At 50.5% G+C, this 5319-nt stretch carries 10 protein-coding genes and 1 pseudogene; 8 read left to right on the top strand and 3 right to left on the bottom strand.

The genetic code is table 11. From position 1 onward, the window contains the following. The 4 genes from Q7V48_04685 to Q7V48_04670 all read left to right on the top strand — a co-directional run. Positions 1-360: hypothetical protein (locus Q7V48_04685; GenBank protein ID MDO9210031.1), on the top strand; the 360-nt coding region annotated here is incomplete at its 5' end. Continuing rightward, complete coding sequence (locus tag Q7V48_04680; protein MDO9210030.1) at positions 342-1175, top strand: M23 family metallopeptidase; 834 nt, start codon at positions 342-344, stop codon at positions 1173-1175. The genes Q7V48_04685 and Q7V48_04680, both read left to right, overlap by 19 nt. A gap of 58 nt (positions 1176-1233) precedes the next feature. Beyond that, entirely contained in the window at positions 1234-1896 is a 663-nt protein-coding gene (locus Q7V48_04675; protein MDO9210029.1) for an MBL fold metallo-hydrolase, read from the top strand. Between the two features lie 373 nt (positions 1897-2269). Continuing rightward, complete coding sequence (locus Q7V48_04670; protein MDO9210028.1) at positions 2270-2479, top strand: hypothetical protein; 210 nt, start codon at positions 2270-2272, stop codon at positions 2477-2479. An 84-nt stretch (positions 2480-2563) separates the two neighbouring features. Here the strand turns inward: Q7V48_04670 and Q7V48_04665 are convergent, their stop codons facing one another. After that, positions 2564-2686 carry a hypothetical protein gene (locus Q7V48_04665; protein MDO9210027.1) on the bottom strand — a complete coding sequence of 41 codons (123 nt, stop codon included), beginning with the start codon at positions 2684-2686 and terminating at the stop codon, positions 2564-2566. 35 nt (positions 2687-2721) lie between these two features. Between Q7V48_04665 and Q7V48_04660 the strand changes: the two are divergent. The 4 genes and pseudogenes from Q7V48_04660 to Q7V48_04645 all read left to right on the top strand — a co-directional run bounded on the left by Q7V48_04660 (position 2722) and on the right by Q7V48_04645 (position 4679). Continuing rightward, a pseudogene (locus tag Q7V48_04660) lies at positions 2722-2805 on the top strand (ABC transporter ATP-binding protein). After that, positions 2768-3262 (top strand): 3-hydroxyacyl-ACP dehydratase FabZ, encoded by a 495-nt coding sequence (gene fabZ, locus Q7V48_04655; protein MDO9210026.1) that lies wholly within the window; start codon positions 2768-2770, stop codon positions 3260-3262. Before Q7V48_04660 ends, fabZ begins: the two are co-directional and overlap by 38 nt. After that, positions 3259-3729 (top strand): 3-hydroxyacyl-[acyl-carrier-protein] dehydratase FabZ, encoded by a 471-nt coding sequence (locus Q7V48_04650; GenBank protein ID MDO9210025.1) that lies wholly within the window; start codon positions 3259-3261, stop codon positions 3727-3729. Before fabZ ends, Q7V48_04650 begins: the two co-directional genes overlap by 4 nt. Further along, a complete protein-coding gene (locus Q7V48_04645) occupies positions 3726-4679 on the top strand; it encodes an alpha/beta hydrolase (protein ID MDO9210024.1) in 954 nt (317 codons plus the stop codon). Before Q7V48_04650 ends, Q7V48_04645 begins: the two co-directional genes overlap by 4 nt. On the opposite strand, the gene Q7V48_04640 is transcribed toward Q7V48_04645, so the two are convergent. Then, positions 4649-5086: a thioesterase family protein gene (locus Q7V48_04640; protein ID MDO9210023.1), complete on the bottom strand. Its 438-nt coding sequence runs from the start codon at positions 5084-5086 to the stop codon at positions 4649-4651. The two genes, Q7V48_04645 and Q7V48_04640, sit on opposite strands and share 31 nt — an antisense overlap. A gap of 63 nt (positions 5087-5149) precedes the next feature. Then, on the bottom strand, positions 5150-5319 hold a 170-nt coding region (locus Q7V48_04635; protein ID MDO9210022.1), incomplete at its 5' end, for a phosphopantetheine-binding protein.

Here is a 5319-nt window from a genome sequence, read left to right as displayed (position 1 = left end):
AGTCCCGTTTTCGTCATTGCGAGGAGTTCCGCCAATGCGGGACGACGAAGCAATCCCGTATTTTCAAGGACTTATAAAAACGAGATTGCTTCGCTTTCGCTCGCAATGACTCTTCTGCCGACTTTTTACGAGATCATCAATCTTAAAGGGGGACCGGGAGGTTCTTCCGTGGGCGACGGCGGGAGAAGGTTGTTCTGGGTCGATTCTGCCCCGCTAAAAGAGGGTCGTTCAGCGCCCTCCCGTCTGAGCCACAACAAGAGAGGTAATGCCAAAGGGATTGACGGTCAGGAGAGAATCATATTGCATTTCTGCGGTTCCCTTGTTATTTTAAAACTTGAAGAATGGAGAAAAAAAATTTAAGGAAATATTCTGCCAAAGGCAAGGTATTGGTTTACGGAGTTCTCCTCAATCTCCTGATTGCCTCTTTATTTTTCATTCTTTTTTTCCCCCTAACGGCGATCGCCAAAAAAAATGGCGTTTATCACCCGGTGGCCAAAGGGGTTACTCTCTACCGGATCAGCCTGGCCTATAAAATCCCCATTACTAAGCTCATGGAGGCCAATGGTTTAACCTCTCCCTCGGCTCTCAAAGTTGGCCGAAAAATATTTATTCCCGGAGCCAAAGCAGTTTTATCCATCGCGCCTTCCCTGCCGCTATCGCCTTTAGAAAAAAAGGACCTGGAGAGTTCACTGGAAACTGAGGAAAAACCAATTCCCTCGACCAGCGTTGAAAAAGAAATAGGGAAGCCCCCTTGGTTGGGGAAAGAACTGGACATCATCTGGCCTATCCAGGGGAAGATCAATTCTCCTTTTGGCCCCCGGAGGAAAAAGCTTCACGCCGGGATCGACATTGCTTCCCCCTCATATCAAGAAGTCAAGGCTGCCATGGACGGAGAAGTGATCCTCTCTCTTAAGTCCCGAACTGGGTACGGAAACGTAGTGGTATTGCGGCATGATCTGGGTTATACATCGATCTACGGGCATATGAACGTAATCATCGCCAAAGATGGGGAGGCTGTGCGTCAGGGGCAGGCCATCGGGGGAGTGGGCAGTACAGGGAAATCTACCGGGCCGCATCTCCACTTTGAATTACGGCACGACGGGCGCCCTATCGACCCTTTACCGATTCTGCCCATGACCATCGAAGACCTTTTGGAAAAAGCAGCGAAACGATGACCATACAATGGCGGAATGCGGAATTAAAATTCCACAATCCGCATTTGGAGGAGATTTCATGAAACTTGATTCTGATCTTTATGCCTATCCCTGGAAAAGTATGCAGGAGAATAATTGCAACAGCTATCTGATTGGTGGTGATATGCCTCTTCTCATCGACCCGGGCCATCAGCATTTGGTCAAGAATTTAATCAACGGGATGGAAAAAGACGGCAACCGCTTGGAAGACATCCGTCTGATCATAGCAACCCATGTCCACCCCGACCACTTTGAGGCCATTCAGACCTTTGCTCGGGCAGGGGTTTTAACAGCCCTGCACCCGGAAGAGGAAAAATTCATGCAGGAGACCGGTAGAGAGTTCTATGGAGCTTTTGGAATGGATATGCCCGAAATAAAAATAGATTTTTACCTCCAAGAGGGAGAATTAAAATTAGGCCAAAAAACTCTCCAGATTTTTTTCACCCCTGGCCACTCGCCGGGATCCATCAGTCTATACTGGCCGGAGAAAAAAGCCCTGTTCACCGGGGATGTCGTCTTTGCCATGGGGGTGGGGAGAACAGACTTTCCAGGAGGGGATGGCAACCTCCTGCGGGATTCTATCGAACGCCTGGCCCGGTTAGATGCCGAGTGGCTTCTTTCTGGGCATGGGGAAATCATCCGGGGAAAAAAGAACATTCAGCGCAACTTTTCCAACATTGGGTCCAACTTCTTGGACTACTGATAGTTCTCAATTTCATCTTGCCCACCCTCAGTCTTTTTGGGGTGGTTACTTCTATTGTGGTTCGGGCGGGGAGGGCACCTGGCGCGGGCAAAAGCGGCGGGAGAATCTTATCCATCCACCTGCCGATCTTATCTCCGAAAAGAGAAAGCGGATTGGAAGACTTCGCCCGCTGAAACGGCATAAGCCCGCTCACGACCATGAAATAATCACTGCCTTATTTTGCCAAGCCAGGGGCCCTTCCTGCCCGAACCGGCACACCAACTGGGAGAAAGGGCCAATCTTCAAAACTGGGGGTGGGCGAGTCAATTTCATCCTTTGACAAATTAAATCAGTTTCAATATGATTATAAAAAAAACAAGGAGGAGCTAAAAAGATGAAGATCCTACTCGGTGGAATCGTGGCTGTGATCATCGGCGTGGTGGGCTTGATTGCTTGGTGGGTTGACTTCCTGGAAGTCCTCAAAGGGGTTATCCCCATCATCTTGGTGCTTGGTGGGGCTTTAGCGATTTATTTAGGAATCGAGGATGTGAAAACCTCAGCCTCCTCCAAAGAAGAAGAGACGAAAAAAGAATCCACGGAATAAGGGTTTCGCTTTTTTGCCCGCATTGATTCGCTGCTATCTGGGGAAGCTCGGCTCTCTCCGGCAATAATCTCTTTTATTCCCCTCTTAAAGTTCCGGAACCCCGGAGGGGATTACACACCCAAAGACAAAGGGTTCCTCATTGACGTTCTTCAGCTGATGTTCTTCGTTGGGCGGAATAAAAACAACATGGCCGGCGGAGAGAGGAATCCAATTGTTTTTAAAATAAATCGCTCCTTGGCCGGAAGGAATTTTGCCTCGGATTGAGCGGGGTAGGTGTACGCAAAAGCTATAAGGAGGTTAAACATTATAAACGCAGAAACCGCTGACTGGGTTGAACGGAAAAAATGGGAAGAAGCCTTTCACCGTTTCGGCCATCCTTTCCCCACGGTAGTGATCGACCGGGTGGAAGAACTGGAGCGGGAAAAAAGAATCAAAGCAGTCAAGTGGGTCACGGCCGATGAGATCTACCTTTCCGGGCACTTTCCAGGCGAGCCTATCATGCCGGGAGTTCTTACCCTGGAAGGATTGCTTCAAAGCGCCCTTATCTTTTTGGGAGAATCGTTTACCCGTGGGAAAATACGCGTCTCCCTTGAAAAAGTAGAGCGCTTGAGATTCAAACGTGCTGTCCTCCCCGGTGACCGGCTGGATTTCCTGGTCAGTCTCACCGGCAAAGAAGGAAATCGCTGGAAGTTCAAAGGGAAAGCTCAAGTTGGCGCTGAAGTTGCGGCGGAGGCTGACGTGATCCTCAAGGTGGACGTACGGGAAGTGGGGTTCGAGTTATGATGGAAAACCGGGAAATTCAGAGCATCCTGCCCCACCGCTACCCCTTCCTTTTGGTGGATCGCATCCTCACTATCGAACCCGGGAAGAAAGCCACCGGAGTAAAAAATTTAACGGGCAACGAGTGGTTTTTTCAGGGCCATCATTTTTACCCGCCCTCCCTCCTGTTAGAATCGTTGGCCCAAGTGGGCGGGATTGTGTTGGGCAGCAAGGCCAAAATAGAGAATCCCCTCGTTCATTTCGTCGGCCTCTTCGTCGGGGCTTCTGAATTTCAATTTCGCCGCTGCCCGGTCCAGGGAGAACAGATTACCCTACAAGTCGAACTCACCCAAAGTCTGGCTTCGATTTACCGGTTCGCCGCCGAAGCCTTCGTGGGAGATGAGAAGGTAGCCGGCGGCCAAATTCTTTTGTCCTTCCTTAAGAACCCTTCCGGAGGGTCTGAAAGACCCTCGGCAGGGGGGTCGGGGTGAGACTCTTTCTCCTTTCCCTCCTTATGTATCTCTCTTTCCTGGTTCCTTTGACTTTCGGGCAAACCAAGGGGGAAGGAGAAGGCCGTATTCCCCAAGAACCTCTCTTTCATCCCCAAAAAATTTTAGTCGCCGGATTGAGTATAAATTTTGTTGAGGAAGGTAAAGGCCAGCCGATTCTCTTTCTCCACGGGCTGGGAGGGTCCTTAAAGGATTGGGCAGCCAACCTTTCTTTTTCCCCCGCTTTTTACCGGGCCATGGCCATCGACTTCCCAGGGTTTGGAGATTCCGATAAGCCGGAAACGGATTACTCCATCGACTGGCTCACCGCAATCGTGGGGAAATTTTTACAGGAACGGAAACTGGACCAGGCCATTGTCGTAGGGCACTCTATGGGAGGATTGGTAGCCCTCAACCTGGCGGCCCAACCCGGCTCACCGGTAAAAAACCTGGTGGTGACTGATGTCGTAGGAATCGGGGACAAAGCGGAATTTTTGAGCTATGCTTTGACGAAAAAAATCATGGGGCCGGAATCCCGCTTCGAATCGTTCGAAGGGCTCTTGCGGGAGGAATTTAAAGCGATGGTTGAGAATTTTATCAAGGGGCAAAAACCGAAAACTTCCAAAGAATTTTTCCAATCGGTTCCCAAAAACCCTCTCACCGGAAAGCCGCTCCTGCCCATGACCCCGGCGGTGCAGATGTCGGCCAGCATCATCGATTTCGACATCCGTCCCCAACTTGCCTCCATCCGGCAGCCCACCCTAATCCTCTGGGGGGCCAAAGATCCAATTGCTCCTCCGCAGGATGCCTCCTTCCTTAAAAGCAAGATTCCCCAGGCCACCTTGAAGATTCTGGAAAACTGCGGGCATTCCCCCATGCAGGAGCAACCCGAGCGCTTTAATCAGGAAGTGGAGAAATTCCTTCAGGCGGCCGAATCAGGCTCCTCCAGGTAATTGAAAAGCGGCTGGAGCCTTTCCCGCAGGTCTTGGGGAATGATGTAAAGCATGCGGCCGTCGAGGGTTAAGAGCACCTGAGTTTCTTCCCCGGAAGCCAACAGTTTTCCGTCCTTTTTGCGTAAAATTTGGAAGCGAAAGGTGAGAGCGGCCTTGGTCGGTTTGAGGACCGAAGTACGGATGAGAATCTCTTCCTCCATGCGGGCAGGTTCTTTGAAAAAACACTTTAAGTCCACGACCGGCGCGATATAGCCCATTTGGGTGAAGTCCTGGGGCAGGAGGTGAAATTTTTTCAGCAGGGCCATACGTCCGACTTCAAACCAGGCGATGTAATGGCCGTGCCACACTATTCCCCACGAATCCACCTCGTTAAAGCGGACTTTAATTTCGGTTTCGTCGTATTTCATGTTTCAGCTCTCAGCAATCAGCCATCAGCTAAAAACGCATGGCGCTATGCGCCATGCGTAGTTTCATTTGGTTGTTGATTTCTCTCTTACAAATTGGGCCAGGGTAATGACCGAACGGAATACCCGTTCTCCTACTTCTGAATCAGGGATGACTACGCCGTAACCTTTCTCCAGGGCTACGACCAGCTCCAGGGCGTCAATGGAATCCAAGCCCAAACCATCCCCGAACAGCT

The sequence above is a fragment of the Deltaproteobacteria bacterium genome, assembly GCA_030654105.1.
In the GTDB taxonomy this organism is placed as follows: domain Bacteria; phylum Desulfobacterota; class SM23-61; order SM23-61; family SM23-61; genus JAHJQK01.
The sequence above is the reverse complement of the archived record's forward strand: the minus strand, read 5'-3'. Positions and strand labels throughout refer to the sequence as shown.